The organism is Advenella mandrilli, assembly GCF_016595155.1.
Classification (GTDB): Bacteria; Pseudomonadota; Gammaproteobacteria; order Burkholderiales; family Burkholderiaceae_B; genus Advenella; species Advenella mandrilli.
Window position 1 is genome coordinate 19,886 of the sequence record NZ_JAENGP010000020.1, and the last position, 15,453, is coordinate 35,338.

The following is a 15,453-nucleotide window of genomic DNA, read 5'->3' on the forward strand; positions in this document are numbered from 1 at the left end:
AAAATGGAAAAATGGCTAAATGTATCCTGGGGGCCAGGTGACTTTACTTCTGCATAATTGAAATGCCCGCCTTTAAGGCGGGCATATGGACTGCCTGGGGATACCGGCTAAAAAGCCAGGTCAGGCGAGTGCCGAAGCTTTAACGACTTACTGTGGTGAAGACAAATCCTGTACAGGGGCCGTGCCTTGCGGTGCCATTTGCATTGTGCCAGGCGCAACCGGAATAGTATTGCCTGCCGCTTCCTGAACCCGCTCTACCCGGCCGTCTGGGTGAATGACTGTCCTGACGGTGCTACCATCCTGAACAGAACCCGCTGGCACTTGCCTTACACCAGTATTAAGTTGCTGGGCCTGTTCGGGAGTCAGGACAGTTGTGGTTTCTTTAATTGTTAAGGTAGGCTCTACATACATATCCTGGGATTTAGCCCATGCAGAACGGGTATCACTATTCTGGGCCTGGGCCGTTGCCGAAGCCATTAAAACAAGCAAAGCGGGGATAATATATTTTTTCATCATTGACATCCTCATAATATACGTGACCAGTTACCCTACAAACCATTGTAAACCTTGTCAGCACAATTTCTGAAACAAAAAGAAACTGCCAAATACCGGCCCCATCATAAAAAACTTTTACCGATTCGTTTTGTCCATTCGGGCGTTTGGGAAGTTGTGCAGCAACTTTAAACTTCAGGCACACGATTACTTTAAAATAGCAAGAAATTTTCTTTCGCGATTAAAATACTATATCCTTAATTCAACTAAAAGTAAAAACATTCCCTTAATTTAGTTACAATATTCGCTGTCCTAGGAGATGAATTCATGAAAAAAATACTGCTCGCTATTTTTCCCCTTGTGTTGGCAGGCTGTGCCTCTAGCGGCATAGATATCGTTGACAGAAACAACTTTGGCGTTAAATGCTCTGAAAATGCCAATACCCCACCCAATTGGGAAATGTGCATGAAAACAGCACAGGCAACCTGCGGTGCGCAAGCCGTTATTAATGCCTCGCAACACGCACCAACCGGTTCTGGTAATGCCGATGACTCCTACTTCATGACATTTCAGTGCCAGTAACTAACAGGCATTAACTCATACCTGAACAGCCAGCCGCCACAAACGGGTCACTTCCGCTTTTCTGGCGGCATGTAGCAAGTCTGTGGTGTCTGCCACTTTGGCATGATGCGGCTTAATATCATGCGCTTCCAGTACGGTTAAGCCTGCCTGCTGTATCCAGCCGGGTAAATCTTCCCTGTTACGCAAGCCAAGGTGCTCTGCCAGGTCAGAAATAATCAGCCACCCCTGCCCGTGACGGCTTAAATGTGCCGGCAGGTTTTGCAAAAAACCTTTCAACATCGAACTGTCTGGGTCATAAACCGCATGCTCAAGTGGTGAAGAAGGCTTTGCCGGTAGCCAAGGTGGGTTGCACACAATCAAATCAGCTTTGCCCTCAGGAAAAAAAGAACGCTGCTCTACCGTAATCTCGTTTTGATAGCCCGCATTGGCAATATTAAAACGGGCACATTCAACCGCCCTTTCCTGCATATCGGTAGCCACAATGTGCTTAATACCCCGTTTGGCCAGAATAATAGATAAAACTCCGGTACCGGTACCAATATCAAACGCCGTTTCGCAAGACTCGGGCAAAGGTGCCTGGTTAAGCAACTTAAGATACTCACCCCGAACCGGTGAAAACACCCCATAAAAAGGATGAATCCTGCCACCAGTTTCAGGAACCGGTACCCCTTTGCGCCGCCATTCAAACGCGCCAATCACCCCCAACAATTCCCTAAGCGACACAACAAACGCATCGGTATAGGCATACACTTGCGCACAGGCCTGTTGCACGTTAGGGGCACGACGCAGGGCAATATTAAAACCCGGATCAAGACGGATTAACACCATCCCCAGCAACCGGGCACGTTGCGCCTGCCCCAGCCGGTATAAATTGAAAACGTCACGGATATTTTCGCGGGAAACCGTTTTTCCATTTTTCCTGGCTGTTTTTTTATCCAGCCGCCGCATCATGGCCTGCAACAGCTGACGTGCATTCTGGTAATCGCCCTGCCACAACAAACCGGCACCCTCATGCGCCAGCTTAAGCGCCTGGTCGGCCGTCAAGGTGTCATCAACAGGCACAATACGTTTGGGTGGTTTAGCCCCGCTTTCCGAATGCCACAGGGCCATATGGTTTTGCTTCCCATCCTGCCAGGAGATCGTTTGGGACATTTTTTCCTCTTATCCTTATATTCAATCACTGCCAACGCGACAGCCTCTTACTTCACCTTCTTTACGAACGGTATTTTACGGCTAATCTGATTAGTAATTTTCTGATTTCACTAAACCAGAGAACACTACTGCCCATCAGGACACACATGCCCCACTGTTCAAGCGTTAACGGCACGGTATTGAAAGCAACATTAAGAAACCCAATATGCACCACGGCCACCTGAAACAAAACAGACAAGGCAATGGCTCCCAGCAACCACTGGTTGACAAACATATGCTTAAAAGCACTGCCTAACTCAGAACGGGCATTGAAACAATTAAACAGCTGGGCAAATACCAGTACCGTAAAGCCGGCAGTACGGGCCAGCTCAAGACTTTGGTCGCCTTCGATCATGCCACCTGGCAAATAAAAATCAATCGTGAACAAAGTAGCAATACTCATAACCAGACCAACCAGAAAAACCCCCAGCCACATTCGGCCATTAATGGTTTTTTCATCGTGATGGCGCGGCTTGCGTGCCATCACATCTTCAGTTTCGGGATCAAGCCCCATGGCCAGTGCGGGGGCTGAATCGGTAATCAGGTTAATCCATAAGATCTGGGTCGCCAACAGCGGCACCACAATGCCCCCTTGCCCACCATACAGGCCAAGCATGCTGGCACCCACTACGCCCAAAAATACGGTTAACACCTCTCCCATATTGGAAGACAGCAAATAACGCAAGAACTTGCGAATATTATCGAAAATATTCCGCCCTTCCCGCACGGCCGATACAATCGTGGCAAAATTATCATCAACCAGAATCATCTTGCCCGCCTCTTTGGTGACTTCGGTGCCGGTAACGCCCATGGCCACACCAATATCCGCCGACTTCAGGGCCGGTGCATCATTCACGCCGTCACCGGTCATGGCTACAATATGGCCCATCGCTTGCAGCGCATCAACAATTTTCTGTTTATGAGCGGGCGCTACCCTGGCAAAAACGGAAACCTTTGCCACGGCCTGCCGAAAAGCCTGCTCATCAAGACGGTCAAGTTCCTCGCCGGTAAGGGCTTCTTCCCCTTTGGCAATAATGCCCAAATCCTGTGCAATGCGGGCTGCCGTACGCGGATGGTCACCCGTAATCATGATGACCCTTATGCCCGCCCGGTGTGCTTCCTGAATGGCCACACCCGCTTCTTCACGCGGCGGATCAATAATACCCACCGTACCTGAAAAGACCAGGTTTTGTTCAAGCGCTTCGTTCAGCTCAAGGTCCTCATTGCCGGCAACAGGGCGATAGGCAACAGAAAGGGTCCGGTAAGCCGCATCGGACAAGCGATCCACATCGGCCAGTGCCTTGCTGCGCAATGCATCGGTAAATGGCACCACCTCAGTCCCCAAACGGCATTGCGTACAGCGCTCTATGAGTATATCGGGGGCTCCCTTGGCAATCAATACCAGCCTGTCCCCATGCTCATGGTCTTTTTCAATGGTGGACATCATTTTCCGGTCAGAACTGAACGGAATTTCCATCACCCTTTCAAATCGCTTTTTACGTTGATCCAGCACATTCAGTTTCTGTTCGGCAACCAGAAATGCGGCCTCGGTCGGATCTCCCTGAATTTCCCACTCTCCGTCCTGGTTCAGGCGCAAATCTGCATTATTGGCCAGACTGCCGCCACTTAACAGCGCCATCAGTTCGGCATGCAATGGTCCGGGTTCCAGGGCTTGCCCCTGAAACCGGATACTGCCTTCAGGCACATAACCCACCCCACTTATCTCGGTACATCCTGAACAGGTATAGGCCTGTCCGATGGTCATTTCCGAGCGGGTCAACGTGCCCGTTTTATCGGTACAAATGACCGAAGCAGACCCCAGCGTTTCAACAGAGGACAGTTTTTTGACAATCGCATTACGGCTGGCCATCCTCTGGACACCCAACGCCAGCACGACCGATAGTATGGCCGGCAAGCCCTCGGGTACGGCTGCTACCGCCAGCGAAACGCCAAGCAGCAGGACATTAATGACATCAGAAGCGCTATTGATATCCGCCAACAGCAATACCGTGACCACAACAACCATGGCAATCACAATCACAGCCTTGCCAAGCATACGGCCAATATGGCCGATTTCCTTTTGCAAAGGCGTAGGTGCTTCGACGGTTTGATCCAGCAGTTGCGCAATGGAGCCCATTTCGGTATCCATGCCAGTTGCAGTTACCACGGCCTTACCGGTACCCTGCACAACCGCTGTACCCTTGAAAATCATATTCAGGCGATCGCCCAATGGTAAAACCTGCGTCAGGCAACCCTCATCCTTCATGACCGCTTCGCTTTCCCCGGTCAGGGATGCTTCCTGGATTTTCAGGGAAGAAGCACGAATAAGGCGGGCATCGGCACCAACGGCATCGCCTTCTTCCAGCATGAGGATATCTCCCACCACCAGACCGGTACTGGGTATCCGGCTAACCACCCCATCACGCAATACCGCAGAAGTGACTTCGGTCATTTTGGCCAGCGCTGCCACGGCATTTTCAGCCTTGTGCGCTTGCACATAACCCAACATGGCATTGCCCACCACAATCAATAAAATAACCAGCCCATCAATGGGCCAGCCGGACCAACCCTCTATGGCCCAGGCAAGCACGGAAATGACAATGGCAAACAGCAACAAATAAACCAGCGGGTCCTGGAACTGCATTAAAAGCCGTTTCCAGCCAGGAACCGGCCTGGTGGCACGCAACTGGTTAAGACCATCCTTTTGCAATCGCCGGCTGGCCTGTATGCTGGTCAAACCGGTTTCAGGATGAGTACCCACTTCCCGTACCAGCGCCTCGGGGCTTTGTACAGAGGGGTCAGCTACGCCAGCTTGCTTTGCCATTTCCTTACTCACCTTTGAAGATTATTTTTCCTGCAACTTCCAATACATAAAATTATGTGATGTTGAAAACAAACGCCTGAAAACAAACACCACAGCCAGCACACACCCCATTGACGAAGCTGCACTGAGGAAAAACATGATAATAATCTGGTAGCGGATTGCCTGTTCGGGATCCTGCCCGGCAAGAATCTGCCCGGTCATCATGCCAGGCAGGCTAACCAGCCCAATCACCATCATACTGTTTATCGTGGGCATCATGCCGGCCATGACCGCATTTTGTGCCGGCTCTTTAAATGCTTCCCAACGGGTAGCCCCCAGGGCAAGCAGCATTTCTACCTGTTCACGTTTTTGTGTCAGTTCGTGTGTAATACGATCCAGGCCCAATGAGACCCCTGTTAATGTATTGCCCAGAATCATCCCCATGATGGGAATCACATACTGGGGTGAATACCAGGGCTGCACCTGCAACACCACTACCAGCCCCAGCAAGGCCACCAACCAGGAAGAGACCCAGACCGACACCAGCGCATCAATTCGCATACCACCGTATTGAATACGATTACGGTTGTACGCAGCCATACCGGCAATAAAAGTCATGATGCCAATAATAAACAACACCACATACCATTGATCAACACTAAATACCCATTTCAGAACAAAACCAATCAGCAAAAGCTGAACAACCATTCTGACCGCCGAAATGAGCAGACTCTTTTCAAGCTTGAGCTTTAACAGTATGGAAATCAAGCCATTGGACAGCACCAGCAGGGAAGCCAGGGCAATATCCAGATAGGAAATTTCTATATAAGAAGGCATTACACGAGACCCGTTGTTAACACACCGGCATTCATGCGCCAGATTTTCTGCCCGACACGCTGTTTTTGCGGCTCATCATGACTGATCCATACATAGGCCCTGGTTTCATCATGTAGCTGCATCCATTTATTAATCAGCAATTCCACCTGCATGACCATATCCCTGTCAAGGGCAGAAGTAGGCTCATCCAGCAACAAAATGACCGGATCCAGTTGCAAAACCCGTAACAGACAAACCAGCTGCCGTTCCCCGCCCGACAAATCGGCTGCATTTTTTTGCAAAAATGAATCCGGCTTATCGATGATGGATAAAAACCGGGTGATTTTCTCTGGGCTGAAGTGATGTTCCCGGTTTATGCGCAACGCAAACGGAAACATCAGGTTTTCTTGCACCGTACCCTTTAACAAGACCGGTCGTTGCCGTATATAAGCCACCTTTGAACGGTAATGGGGAATATCCGCCTGCGTAACAGGTTGCCGGTTAAAAAAAATCCTGCCCTGGTCTGGCGGGTCTAACAAGGCCAGCAAACGACAAAAAACACTCTTGCCAGAGCCCGAACCTCCCGAAAGGACTATCCGGTCACCCTGCTGAATAATACAAGAAGCGGATTTCACCAGCATGACCTTGCTGACAGGGTCAATCCGGCATAGATTTTCGGCCTTTAACAAGACCGTTTCATGACCCATTCAGGCTATCCAGCAAAATGGTGACTGGACCATCGTTGATAAGGGCAACGTTCATGTCCGCACCGAATATGCCGGTTGGCACCGTTTCACCCAGGGTCTTTTCAAGCGCCTGCACAAAATTATCAAAAAAAGGCGATGCCATTTCAGGACGGGCCGCCTTGATATACGAAGGACGATTACCCTTGCGGGTATCTGCCAACAGGGTGAACTGGCTAACTGCCAGAATATCAAAACCCTTGTCGAGGATGGACAGATTCATCACTCCCTGCTCATCATCAAAAATCCGTAGCTGTGTAATTTTACGCACCAGATAATCAATATCCTTTTGGGTATCATCAGGGGTGATGCCCACCAGCAGTAGCATTCCCCGGCCAATACTTGCTTTTAATTCACCCTCTACCGTGACATTGGCCTCTTGTACACGTTGAACAACAACTTTCATTTTCCGGCTACCTGATACACCCATTGAATAATGTCATGATTGATACGGGTGGATGCCCGCCCGAAAGCCTGGACAACTTCAGGTACCTGGCTTCCATCAACCACTTCGGTAACACTGAAATGATGACTGGCAATTACCCGACCGCTTTGGCCATCAGTAAGACTGACATCAAAGGCAATAACGGCTGTTGGCTGCTCATTGCGGTATTCAACCTGAAAAGCGGTCAGATCTCCACGTAACTGATAATCTGCAAGCAGGTTTTCACGTTCATTACCAACCGCTTTCAGGTCGGTGGTTTTCCGGAAATCCTGAACAAGCCGGCTACGAAAAACAACCGGTGCCTGATCCCCCCAGCGACTGCCCTCATACACACTGAGACGATTGCCGGATGGAATGACAGTAATACGGTCGGCATCCAGAAAACTGTTGGCATAAGGCGTGAAAACGATTAAAGACCTGGTAGACAACCCAGAAAAAACCGGTGCCGTTGCCTCATGGGCGGCCGGCAACTGATAAACCGTGAGCGGGTTTGATTTGGGAAGAATTGAACACGCGCCAAGTAATAAAACCAGCGCTGACAGTAAGATGCGTCTGGATTGCCTTATCATGGTTTGAACTCCTTGATTTGATTGCCGTGCAGCAGATACTCGGACGGATTATCTTTTAATTGACGGATAATGCCCTGTAAGTCACTAAATGCATTGCGGAACTCAAGCAAGGCCGGACCAATACCCTTGAGCCCCTGCATGCCTTGCCCGATCGCGCCCTGATTGTTTTTAACCAGCTGCTGAATATTGGCACCCGCATTTTCCACTGACTGCATAGCCTGGCTGGCACTTTCCAACACCTTGGCACCCTGCCGGCTAAGCAACTCATTGCCATTACTGGCCAGATCAGAAATAAATTTCATCGCGCCATTGACCTGTTTAACCATGGCGGTTACTTCTGTGAGCAAGCCATCCACACTGGTTTCCTGGGCAGACAGGAAATTGCTGATGTCTTCAATGTTATCAAGGGTATTGCCAATTTTTTCTGCATTTTCATCCGACAAGACATTTTTAGCATTCACAATCAGCTCCGTCAGGTTGTACATCAATGACTCGCTATTGCTCAACAATGCCATCAGGGCCGAGGGGGTTGCCAAGATGACCGGATCGTTACCATCAACACCCACTAATTCAGGACTGCCTGGCGAACCGCCACTGAATTCAATCACCGAAAGCCCCGTAATACCTGTAATGCTTAACTTGGCAGTAACGTCCTGCTTGATGGGTACATCTGACTGAACCCTAACTCGGGCCAGCACTTTGCGTGGGTCATTAGGGTCCAAAGACAGGGAAACGACATCGCCCACCTTGATACCACTGTATTGCACGGCACTGCCCTTGGACAAGCCGCTAACCCCCTGATTAAATTCAATAATGTAATAACGGGCATTATTATCAGCACTGGACTTGCCCAACCACAGGGCAAATAACAAGGCTGCCGCTGTACACACAACGGTAAAAATGCCAATTAGCACATGATGCGCCTTGGGTTCCATTCTTTCTACTCCTGGGACAACGGGTGTCCCGCATGATAGGCCGCCCTTCCTCGGGGACCATGAAAATATTCCTGAATCCAGGGATTGTCAATTTGCTCTATTTTTTCCAGTACATCAACCGCCAATACTTTCTTTTCTGACAAAACCGCAACCCGGTCACAAGCGGTATACAGGGTATCCAGGTCATGGGTAACCAGAAAAATGGTTAACCCCAGGGCATTTCGCAAGGTCATGATCAGCTGGTCAAAACTGGCAGCCCCGATGGGATCCAGCCCCGCTGTTGGCTCATCCAGAAACAGGATTGCCGGGTCCAGTGCCAGGGACCGCGCCAGGGCCGCACGCTTAACCATACCTCCTGACAGGCTGGCCGGATAATCATCGGCTGCCTTGGCGGGCAAACCGGCCAGGGCAATTTTAAGACGGGCAATTTCCTCGGCATCAGCCCGCTTCAGGCCCGCCTGTTCTATTAAAGGAAAAGCCACATTTTCAAGTACAGTAAGAGATGAGTACAAGGCACCGCGCTGAAACAGCACACCAAACTTTGTTTCCAGCTGTGAGCGGTCGCGGTCTGACAACTGAAGCAGGTTTTGTCCAAAAACCTTGACTGAACCGGCAACCGGCCTGAGCAAACCTACGATGGAGCGTAACAGCACTGACTTGCCGGTACCCGACCCGCCAACGACCCCCATGATCTCTCCCTGATACACATCCAGATCAAGATCCTTGTGGACGACATGGGTACCAAAACTGTTCACCAGCCCCCTGACTTCAATAACCGTTGTGGGGTTTTCAGGCAATTGAGCTACCATCCCATTTCCATAAAAAACAAGGCAGCCAGGGCATCAAGCAAAATAACCAAAAAAATACATTGCACCACACTGGAGGTGGTGTGTTCGCCCACCGATTCGGCACTGCCACTAACCTTGAAACCTTCATGGCACCCAACCACAGCAATTACAAAAGCAAAAATTGGTGCTTTGGAAATACCAATCCAGAAATGACGGACCTCGACATTTTCACTAATGATATCCATGAACATGACCGGTGAAATACCCAGACTTAAGGTACAGACTGCCAGGCCACCCAGGATGCCCGACACCATGCCCAGGAAAGTAAGGATAGGCAGGGCAACCAGCAAGGCCAGCACCCGTGGAATGACCAACAGGTAAACGGGATTCAGGCCCGAGGCCTTGATGGCATCAATTTCTTCATTGACCTTCATGGAACCCAGCTGTGCCGTAAATGCACTGGCGGTTCTGCCTGCCATGAGAATGGAGGTGAGCAAAATGGCAAACTCGCGCAAGTTGGAAAATGCCACCAAATGCACCGTGTACACCGAAGCGCCAAACTCGGCCAATACGGTGGCTCCCAGAAAGGCAATGACCGCCCCCACCATAAAGGTTAATAACATTACGATGGGTACGGCATTGAGCCCACTACTTTGTACCTGGGCAACCACCGAGGTAAAACGCCATTGACCGGGGTGCCAAAGAAGACGGAACAGAGCCTCAAGTATTAAACCGGCAAACCCCAGAAGCGAGATAAACTGCTGCCAGACAGCACTGACTGAATACCCTGTTTGCCCAAAAAAACGGCTAATTGCGCCGGGTTTTTTCTTTTGTATGGCGGGGTTTGTTAATTCAAGTGCCTGTGCCACTGTGTGGATAAGTGCTTTTTTTTCTGCCGGCAACATACTGTCTGCCAGTAATAGCTGACGCGTATTTTCGTGCCCCAGCAATTGAATCAGCGCTGATGCGCCAACGGTATCAAGCCTGCCTAGCCGGCTGGTGTCCAGACTGCTTTTGTCGGGTAGCGGCTGTTTTTTATAGCGGCTTGAGAGTTTTTCCAATGCAGAAAAATTACCCAGTGTCCAGTCACCCTGAATACAAAGATAATTACCATCTGATCGCTGCTCGGTAACCAGAAATTCAGCTTGCATATGATTCACATTGAAAATAACCGTAACGCATATTAGTCTTTACTTATCAAACAATTTTTGCACAGGGTTAACTATAATTCATTTAAGTTCTAAAAACCCAAATCTGAACCAGCCCCCAGCAAAGTGGCTACGCCCAGTGCGGCAAAAATACAGGCGGCAATCGTATGCACCAGCCTCATGGGAATCCGGTCGGCCAGCTTGTCGCCAATAAATACCGCCGGTACATTGGCAATCATCATACCCAATGTGGTACCAATAACCACCATCAATAACGTTGTAAAGTGAGCGCCAATAGCAGGTGCTGAATAGTGTGCAGCCATGGCTACCGTAGCAATCTGGGTTTTATCACCCATTTCTGCCAGGAAAAAAGTAATCAGCGTGGCCCCGAAAACCCCAAATTTGCCGGCAATGGTGGTTTCCTCTTCTTCGATTTTATCGGGAATCAAGGTCCAGATGGCCATAGCAATAAATGAAAGACCCAGTACCCAGCGTAAAATCTCGGGACTAACCGCCGAGGTAATCCAGCCCCCCAAGGCGCCAGCCAAACCGTGATTAACGATAGTGGCAACAAAAATACCAAGAATAATAGGAAGGGGTTTTTTAAAGCGGGCGGCAAGAATAAACGCCAGCAACTGGGTTTTATCGCCCATTTCAGCCAGGGCAACCACGCCGGTAGAAACAAGAAGTGCTTCCATAATTTACACCAAGGCCGGAATGAGACGAATGACTACTGTATTTCTCCGGCCAAGTAAGGGAAACACAATAATCAAAGGTCTTGCCAAGTTGTGTAAACCGTTTACGCCATAGCGAATGCCAAGTATGTTGACGTAAACCTCTGGTAACAGAGAGGCTACTCCCCAATGAAGTGAGCGAATTCTAGCATGTAAAATAAACCAGGAGGTCGTTTTACATTCACAATATAAAAAAACTATTGGTTTGATAGCCCACAAAAAAATAAAGATACTGAATGTTTTGGGGGCCACCAAGACCCGTTAATGCCGTTTCGTTTAAGAATCATGCCAGTTTTTAACTTGCGGTTGCCAGCCCTTTTTCATCAAAAAGCCCGTCAAACAGAACAGAGCTTAAATAGCGCTCACCAGAATCGGGCAAAATAGCCACAATCACTTTGCCTACATTTTCGGGCAGCTTGGCTAAACGAACGGCTGCCGCTACCGCTGCCCCACTGGAAATACCCGAAATAATGCCTTCTTCCCGGGCAAGACGCAATGCATAAGCAAGCGCATCGTCATTGGAGACCTGCTCTACCGAATCAATTAAAGATAGATCTAGTACTGCGGGAATAAAACCGGCACCGATCCCCTGGATTTTATGTGGCCCTGGCTTAATGTCCTGGCCACTGCGCACCTGGCTAATGACCGGGCTGTCGACAGGCTCTACGGCAACGGCCTGGATATTTTTACCTTTGGCTTTCTTGATATAGCGGGTTGCCCCTGTGATGGTGCCACCCGTACCCACCCCCGAGACAAGGATATCAATGGTGCCATCAGTATCGTTCCAGATTTCCGGACCGGTGGTTGCTTCATGAACGGCAGGATTGGCCGGGTTTTTAAATTGCTGCAGCAACACATATTTAGCTGGATCGGAAGCGGCAATTTCTTCTGCCTTGGCAATAGCACCATTCATACCTTTGGCACCCTCGGTAAGCACCAGTTTGGCACCAAACGCAGCCAGCAGTTTACGGCGCTCAAGACTCATGGTATCAGGCATGGTCAGGGTAATGGGGATACCTTTTGAGGCGGCCACAAATGCCAGCGCAATACCGGTATTACCACTGGTTGGCTCAACAATTTCTTTGCCGGCAGTCAAAATGCCTTTTTGCTCTGCATCGGCAACCATGGCAGCGCCAATTCGGCACTTGACCGAATAAGCGGGATTACGCCCTTCGATTTTTGCCAGAACCGTTGCGCCCGCACCATCGGTAACACGATTCAATTTAACCAAAGGTGTGCGGCCTATTGCCTGTGCATTATCAGAAAACCATTTAGACATAACTATATCCACATAAAAAATTGCTAAAAATTTTAAATCTACTAGATCAAAACCGTAAAAAAGTATAGGTTGATTCTTTACAAAAAAGAACAACAAATTGATTAACTCTATATTACTAATATTTATATAAATAACATGAAAAATAATGTAAAACTAAGGCAATACAAACCATTCAGGAGGAAAAATTGAATCTGGAGCTTGCAAATAAACAGGTACTTATTACGGGTGGATCACGAGGAATAGGATTGGCCAGCGCCATAGCCCTGGCCAGGGAAGGTGCACATATCCATCTGGTTTCGGGCAATGCCAAAACCCTGGCAAAGGCGGCTGACGCTTTAAAATCACAAACCGGTACAACAGCACAAACCACAGTCCTTGATTTATCCAGCCAGAAAAATCGCGAGCAGCTGGCTCCTGTTTTGGAAAACACCGACATTCTGGTTAATAATGCGGGCGCTATTCCCGGAGGCGGCTTTCGGGAAGTTGATCACGCCACCTGGCTAAAAGCCTGGGATCTGAAGGTACACGGTTATATAGAACTGACCCGATTGGCCCTGGATATCATGATGGCAAGAAAATCAGGCGTGATTATTAACGTAATTGGCGCTGCAGGCAGTAACCCCCGCTATGAATACCTGGCCGGCTCTACCGGCAATGCTGCATTAATTGCCTTTACCAAGGCGGTTGGCGGATACAGCAGTACAGCCGGTGTACGCGTGCTGGGCCTTAACCCTGGCCCCACCAAAACAGACCGCCTGCTTACGCTTTACAGGTCTCGCGCACAAGCTAAATTCAATGATCCTGAACGCTGGCAGGAACTACTTGAGCATTTGCCTTTTGGTCGTCCTGCCGAGCCCGAAGAAATGGCCGATATTGTTGCTTTTCTAGCCTCGGCAAGAGCCTCTTATCTTACCGGCCTGGTTATTGAAGCCGATGGCGGGGCCAGCTTTCTGAAATAAGCAAGCGGTTTCCGGCAACATCTTCACGCCTGCTTTCACAAACAGCTCAAATTAAAAGGACTGAAATCGGTTGAATACCGGATTCAGTCCTTGAGTACTCTCTAAACCCAATTACTCAACGATTGGTGGTTAGAGTAAATAGGCGCTTGGGGGTCTTTTAAAACCAATCGTATAAGTAGGTTGTAATAAACCGGTAATCTGGTTATAAACCCCAAAACGCTTATTAAACGATCAAACCTTATTAAAACAAAAATTAAATATTATTTATCAATAACTTATAAAAATATTTCAATCTTATGAAATAGTTATCCACAATGATCTCAACAAAATTTGTGGACAGCTTTAGCCATGTGGACAAATTTTCGCTGCTTTACACTGACCTGCCCTTGACCAGCGCTGTTGTGATTTCAGCCACGTGTTTACCCTGATAATGCGCGCCATCCAGCTCATTTTTACTGGGTTTCCTGGCACCGTCACCACCTGCAATGGTAGAGGCACCATAGGGGCTGCCGCCGGTGACTTCATCAAGGATCATTTGCCCCTGGAATGAATAAGGCAAGCCAACCACAATAAAGCCCTGGTGCAGCAGCACAGTATGGGTTGATAAAATAGTGCTTTCCTGCCCGCCATGCTGGGTGGCGGTAGACGTAAAGACGCTGCCCACTTTACCAATTAAGGCCCCCGAAGCCCATAAACCGCCCGTTTGATCCAGGAAGTTTTTCATTTGGGCGGCCATATTGCCAAAACGGGTTGGCGTGCCAAAAACAATGGCATCGTATTCAACCAGTTCTGCCGTGGTGGCAATGGGCGCCTGCTGGTCCAGCTTGAAATGCGCATTGCGGGCAACCTCTTCGGGAACCAGCTCGGGTACCCGTTTAACCACGACCTCGGTACCTGCCACCGCCCGCGCACCTTCGGCAACTGCTTGCGCCATGGTTTCTATATGCCCGTAGGAAGAATAATAAAGTACTAAAATCTTTGCCATGATGATTCCTTCTGTTAAGGTATTTACTGCGGGTTAAAACACAAAGAAACGTACCAACAAAAACAGTATATTACAAAACCGCCCAAACAATGACTAGGCCACCGGGTGCTCATTCTTGGGAAAATCATACAAAGCCCGATGCAAATTTTCACGGGAAATATCCGCCCAGGCATCAACATCAAACTGTAATTCCAGCATGGCGCAAGTTGGCATGTAAGCAACGCTGTCGGTAAACAAATGCACAAAATCAGTCAGCTCCGGATTATGTCCAACCAGCATGACATACGACAGTCCGTCATCAAAACCGTTCACCACTTCAAGAATATCGTCAGGCTGGCAAGCATATAGGCGGTCATTCACGGCAATATTCCTGTGTTTATATTCCAGCTCCTTGCCAATGGCTTTTGCCGTTTCCACGGTTCGTACAGCCGGGCTGGTCACCAGCAAGTCGGGTTTGACTCCCCGGTTCGCCAAACGCGAACCCATTTTAACGACATCATGCTTTCCTCTGCCGGCCAATGGACGAATACGATCCGGCAAGGTGGGATCACTCCAGCTTGATTTTGCATGACGTACCAATAGTAAGGTTTTCATCAACTTGCGCGGGAAACCTCGCCCTTTAGGGCGGGGAGGGATAGCACGGCATGGTAACCATGCCCAATTCCTGCGTCTCCTTGTAAAGATGCTATCTTTGTATAACCGTAGCCATCGCTACGTTGAATGATTCGGCAGTATTTGTGCGAGATACCTTGCACGATCTCTCTACCGGTTTGAATATTGAAGCTGCCCGAAGCCCGGACGGCGACGCGCCCGGTATACGTTCCTGCTTTTTTGCTGGAGGCCGGCACGATAGCCCTTACCCGATCGCCGGTTTGAAAGCCTTTGACGGATTTTTGGCGCATCAAATAGCCCCGAGGGAAACCGTACTTATTCAGACGGGTGCGCTGGTAGCTGCCTCGCCCGGTACAATTTACTTGTAAGGTG

Annotated in this window: 16 protein-coding genes, 1 pseudogene and 1 riboswitch; of the genes and pseudogenes, 2 read left to right on the top strand and 15 right to left on the bottom strand. The window is 49.2% G+C overall.

All coding sequences use genetic code 11. The annotated features are described in order from the left end of the window. Window positions 1-147: 147 nt before the first annotated feature. Window positions 148-516: a hypothetical protein gene (locus JHL22_RS14620; RefSeq protein ID WP_234041324.1), complete on the bottom strand. Its 369-nt coding sequence runs from the start codon at window positions 514-516 to the stop codon at window positions 148-150. A 303-nt stretch (window positions 517-819) separates the two neighbouring features. Between JHL22_RS14620 and JHL22_RS14625 the strand changes: the two genes are divergently transcribed. Further along, window positions 820-1,074 (top strand): hypothetical protein, encoded by a 255-nt coding sequence (locus JHL22_RS14625; protein WP_200239107.1) that lies wholly within the window; start codon window positions 820-822, stop codon window positions 1,072-1,074. A gap of 15 nt (window positions 1,075-1,089) precedes the next feature. On the opposite strand, the gene JHL22_RS14630 is transcribed toward JHL22_RS14625, so the two are convergent. The 11 genes from JHL22_RS14630 to cysK form a co-directional block, all read right to left on the bottom strand. Continuing rightward, entirely contained in the window at window positions 1,090-2,226 is a 1,137-nt protein-coding gene (locus JHL22_RS14630) for a 50S ribosomal protein L11 methyltransferase (protein ID WP_200239110.1), read from the bottom strand. Between the two features lie 61 nt (window positions 2,227-2,287). Further along, window positions 2,288-5,089, bottom strand: a complete 2,802-nt coding sequence (locus JHL22_RS14635) for a cation-translocating P-type ATPase (RefSeq protein ID WP_200239112.1) — start codon at window positions 5,087-5,089, stop codon at window positions 2,288-2,290. Window positions 5,090-5,110: 21 nt separating this feature from the next. Then, window positions 5,111-5,905 carry an ABC transporter permease gene (locus JHL22_RS14640; RefSeq protein ID WP_200239115.1) on the bottom strand — a complete coding sequence of 265 codons (795 nt, stop codon included), beginning with the start codon at window positions 5,903-5,905 and terminating at the stop codon, window positions 5,111-5,113. Continuing rightward, entirely contained in the window at window positions 5,905-6,591 is a 687-nt protein-coding gene (locus JHL22_RS14645) for an ABC transporter ATP-binding protein (protein WP_200239117.1), read from the bottom strand. Before JHL22_RS14645 ends, JHL22_RS14640 begins: the two co-directional genes overlap by 1 nt. After that, window positions 6,581-7,033, bottom strand: a complete 453-nt coding sequence (gene dtd / locus JHL22_RS14650) for a D-aminoacyl-tRNA deacylase (RefSeq protein ID WP_200239120.1) — start codon at window positions 7,031-7,033, stop codon at window positions 6,581-6,583. The genes JHL22_RS14645 and dtd overlap by 11 nt, the downstream gene beginning before the upstream one ends. Then, window positions 7,030-7,641 (bottom strand): ABC-type transport auxiliary lipoprotein family protein, encoded by a 612-nt coding sequence (locus JHL22_RS14655; protein ID WP_200239123.1) that lies wholly within the window; start codon window positions 7,639-7,641, stop codon window positions 7,030-7,032. Before JHL22_RS14655 ends, dtd begins: the two co-directional genes overlap by 4 nt. After that, window positions 7,638-8,576, bottom strand: a complete 939-nt coding sequence (locus JHL22_RS14660) for an MlaD family protein (RefSeq protein WP_200239125.1) — start codon at window positions 8,574-8,576, stop codon at window positions 7,638-7,640. The genes JHL22_RS14655 and JHL22_RS14660 overlap by 4 nt, the downstream gene beginning before the upstream one ends. Window positions 8,577-8,581: 5 nt before the next feature. Continuing rightward, a complete protein-coding gene (locus tag JHL22_RS14665; RefSeq protein ID WP_200239127.1) occupies window positions 8,582-9,385 on the bottom strand; it encodes an ABC transporter ATP-binding protein in 804 nt (267 codons plus the stop codon). Next, window positions 9,379-10,515, bottom strand: coding sequence for an MlaE family ABC transporter permease (locus JHL22_RS14670; RefSeq protein ID WP_200239130.1), 1,137 nt, complete (start codon window positions 10,513-10,515; stop codon window positions 9,379-9,381). The genes JHL22_RS14665 and JHL22_RS14670 overlap by 7 nt, the downstream gene beginning before the upstream one ends. An 89-nt stretch (window positions 10,516-10,604) precedes the next feature. Beyond that, a complete protein-coding gene (locus JHL22_RS14675; RefSeq protein WP_200239132.1) occupies window positions 10,605-11,210 on the bottom strand; it encodes a TMEM165/GDT1 family protein in 606 nt (201 codons plus the stop codon). Beyond that, window positions 11,211-11,386: riboswitch (yybP-ykoY riboswitch) on the bottom strand. It abuts the gene before it with no gap. 155 nt (window positions 11,387-11,541) lie between these two features. Beyond that, window positions 11,542-12,525, bottom strand: a complete 984-nt coding sequence (gene cysK / locus JHL22_RS14680) for a cysteine synthase A (protein ID WP_200239136.1) — start codon at window positions 12,523-12,525, stop codon at window positions 11,542-11,544. Window positions 12,526-12,695: 170 nt separating this feature from the next. Between cysK and JHL22_RS14685 the strand changes: the two genes are divergently transcribed. After that, window positions 12,696-13,484, top strand: a complete 789-nt coding sequence (locus JHL22_RS14685; RefSeq protein ID WP_200239147.1) for an SDR family oxidoreductase — start codon at window positions 12,696-12,698, stop codon at window positions 13,482-13,484. 370 nt (window positions 13,485-13,854) lie between these two features. On the opposite strand, the gene wrbA is transcribed toward JHL22_RS14685, so the two are convergent. From wrbA to JHL22_RS14700, 3 genes and pseudogenes are all read right to left on the bottom strand, one after another. Further along, complete coding sequence (wrbA, locus tag JHL22_RS14690) at window positions 13,855-14,469, bottom strand: NAD(P)H:quinone oxidoreductase (protein WP_200239138.1); 615 nt, start codon at window positions 14,467-14,469, stop codon at window positions 13,855-13,857. A gap of 93 nt (window positions 14,470-14,562) precedes the next feature. Continuing rightward, window positions 14,563-15,063, bottom strand: a complete 501-nt coding sequence (locus JHL22_RS14695; protein WP_200239141.1) for a SixA phosphatase family protein — start codon at window positions 15,061-15,063, stop codon at window positions 14,563-14,565. Beyond that, a pseudogene (locus tag JHL22_RS14700) lies at window positions 15,063-15,453 on the bottom strand (RNA-guided endonuclease IscB); the annotation flags it as partial. The gene JHL22_RS14695 and the pseudogene JHL22_RS14700, both read right to left, overlap by 1 nt.

Coding starts and splice junctions, on each gene's coding strand:
- JHL22_RS14620 (WP_234041324.1), bottom strand. CDS start 516: ATGATGAAAAAATATATTATCCCCGCTTTGCTTGTTTTAATGGCTTCG.
- JHL22_RS14625 (WP_200239107.1), top strand. CDS start 820: ATGAAAAAAATACTGCTCGCTATTTTTCCCCTTGTGTTGGCAGGCTGT.
- JHL22_RS14630 (WP_200239110.1), bottom strand. CDS start 2,226: ATGTCCCAAACGATCTCCTGGCAGGATGGGAAGCAAAACCATATGGCC.
- JHL22_RS14635 (WP_200239112.1), bottom strand. CDS start 5,089: ATGGCAAAGCAAGCTGGCGTAGCTGACCCCTCTGTACAAAGCCCCGAG.
- JHL22_RS14640 (WP_200239115.1), bottom strand. CDS start 5,905: ATGCCTTCTTATATAGAAATTTCCTATCTGGATATTGCCCTGGCTTCC.
- JHL22_RS14645 (WP_200239117.1), bottom strand. CDS start 6,591: ATGGGTCATGAAACGGTCTTGTTAAAGGCCGAAAATCTATGCCGGATT.
- dtd (WP_200239120.1), bottom strand. CDS start 7,033: ATGAAAGTTGTTGTTCAACGTGTACAAGAGGCCAATGTCACGGTAGAG.
- JHL22_RS14655 (WP_200239123.1), bottom strand. CDS start 7,641: ATGATAAGGCAATCCAGACGCATCTTACTGTCAGCGCTGGTTTTATTA.
- JHL22_RS14660 (WP_200239125.1), bottom strand. CDS start 8,576: ATGGAACCCAAGGCGCATCATGTGCTAATTGGCATTTTTACCGTTGTG.
- JHL22_RS14665 (WP_200239127.1), bottom strand. CDS start 9,385: ATGGTAGCTCAATTGCCTGAAAACCCCACAACGGTTATTGAAGTCAGG.
- JHL22_RS14670 (WP_200239130.1), bottom strand. CDS start 10,515: ATGCAAGCTGAATTTCTGGTTACCGAGCAGCGATCAGATGGTAATTAT.
- JHL22_RS14675 (WP_200239132.1), bottom strand. CDS start 11,210: ATGGAAGCACTTCTTGTTTCTACCGGCGTGGTTGCCCTGGCTGAAATG.
- cysK (WP_200239136.1), bottom strand. CDS start 12,525: ATGTCTAAATGGTTTTCTGATAATGCACAGGCAATAGGCCGCACACCT.
- wrbA (WP_200239138.1), bottom strand. CDS start 14,469: ATGGCAAAGATTTTAGTACTTTATTATTCTTCCTACGGGCATATAGAA.
- JHL22_RS14695 (WP_200239141.1), bottom strand. CDS start 15,063: ATGAAAACCTTACTATTGGTACGTCATGCAAAATCAAGCTGGAGTGAT.